At 37.2% G+C, this 1,266-nt stretch carries 1 protein-coding gene; it reads left to right on the top strand.

Annotated features, from left to right (window positions below; genetic code table 11):
• Window positions 1-54: 54 nt before the first annotated feature.
• A protein-coding gene (locus J4Q03_RS21300) for an IS3 family transposase (RefSeq protein ID WP_426050108.1) occupies window positions 55-1,226 on the top strand; the annotation gives its coding sequence in 2 pieces (ribosomal slippage) (window positions 55-301 and window positions 301-1,226; 1,173 coding nt in all).
• Window positions 1,227-1,266: the final 40 nt, after the last annotated feature.

The raw sequence follows: 1,266 nt of genomic DNA on the forward strand, positions 1-1,266 counted from the left end.
TGGAGTTGCTAACTTTGTTAGGACACGATTCTTATACTCTTTAACTTTAAGAGTATGAAAAAGATCAGAAAAAATTACAGTCTAGAGTTTAAGATCCAAGCAGTATCTTTAAGTGAGCAGCGAGGCAATGTATCCTCGGTAGCTGAAGAATTGGGGATCTGTAAAGAAAGTCTCGTTAATTGGCGAAAACTTCACAAAGAAGGTAAACTTAGCAAGGAAAAACTAATATCCTCTGATCCAATAAGGGAAGAGTTATTGAGACTTCGCAAAGAACTAGAAGAAACAAAGCTTGAACGTGATATCTTAAAAAAGGCGGTAGGCATCTTCTCCAAGAGAGACGGGTAAGATATAAATTTATCAAAGAACACGCTGGTGTGTTTCCTGTCGGGAAGATGTGCGAAGTATTAAAGGTAAGCAGGAGCAGTTTTTATCATTGGAAGAAAAGAAAACCGAGTAAGCAATCAGAAAGAAGAGCCATTTTATCAGCAGAAATCTTTAGTATTTATCATTGGAGCCGTGGGAGATATGGAAGCCCTCGTATTGCCCGAGAACTGGAAGCAAAAGGAATGAGAGCTTCACGTCCTTTGGTGGCCAGACTAATGAGAGAACGCAACCTGAGAAGTATTGTAAAGAAAAAATTTAAGAAAACTACCAACTCATCCCATCGATACCCTGTTGCTGAAAATTATTTGAATCAAAATTTTCAGGTTACAAGCAGTAAAGAGGTCTGGGTGTCTGATATTACGTATATCCGCACAGGTCAGGGTTGGTTGTATCTTACTACAGTCATTGATTTGTTTGACAGAAAGGTTATCGGCTGGTCATTAAGTGAGACGATGAAGGCTCAGGACACCAGTATTGCGGCCTTGAAAATGGCAAGACTCCATCGTCCTTTACAGGATCATGATAGCTTGATTTTCCATTCAGATAGAGGGATACAATATGCGTGTACAGAATTTACATCAATAGTCGGAAAAAACATTACCCGAAGCATGAGCGGAAAAGGAAATTGTTATGACAATGCTGTAGCTGAGAGCTTTTTCAAAACTCTGAAAACCGAACTTGTCTATCAAAATAAATATGAAACTAGAGATCATGCTAAAAACTCTGTGTTTGAATATATAGAAACATTTTATAACACTCAGAGAAGGCATTCGGCTTTAGGGAATTTAACCATAAAAGAGTATCAAAATTTAATGTCTAATCTATCTAAAAATGTAGCATAAAGAGTATATAAATTTTGTCTCAAAAATAGTTGCAAGTTCA

This window comes from Chryseobacterium sp. NFX27 (assembly GCF_049887855.1).
In the GTDB taxonomy this organism is placed as follows: domain Bacteria; phylum Bacteroidota; class Bacteroidia; order Flavobacteriales; family Weeksellaceae; genus Chryseobacterium.